The 458-nt window shown below is 68.6% G+C and carries 1 protein-coding gene; it reads right to left on the reverse strand.

All coding sequences use genetic code 11. The features are described from left to right. Positions 1-458 (reverse strand): DNA topoisomerase (locus tag GFC01_RS18125; protein WP_243137694.1); only part of this gene is annotated, 458 nt, incomplete at both ends.

Here is a 458-nt window from a genome sequence, read left to right on the forward strand (position 1 = left end):
CGGCCATGAACTGCTCGCGCTTCAGCTTGCCCTTCTCCATCGCGGCGAGCTTGGACTCCCAGTCGCCGGTCAGCTCGGGCTTGGTCAGGTCCTCGACCTCCAGGCCGCGCAGCAGCGTCATCAGCTGGAAGGCCTTGGCGGTCGGGATCAGCTCGCGGCCCTCGCGCAGCATGTACTTTTCGCTGATCAGGCCTTCGATGGTGGCCGCGCGCGTGGCTGGCGTGCCCAGGCCCTTCTCGGCCATGGCCTCGCGCAACTCGTCGTCATCGATCAGCTTGCCGGCGCCTTCCATCGCGGAGAGCAGCGTCGCTTCGGTGTAGCGCGCCGGCGGCTTGGTCTGCAGGGCCTTCACGTCGACGCTCTCGGTGCGCACGACCTCGCCCGGCTGCACCGGCACGAGGTTGGCGTCCTCGTCGTCCACATCCTTGCCGTAGACGGCCAGCCAGCCCGGCTTCACC

Origin of the sequence: Desulfofundulus thermobenzoicus (assembly GCF_009428905.1) — a bacterium.
Classification (GTDB): domain Bacteria; phylum Bacillota; class Desulfotomaculia; order Desulfotomaculales; family Desulfovirgulaceae; genus Desulfofundulus_A; species Desulfofundulus_A thermobenzoicus.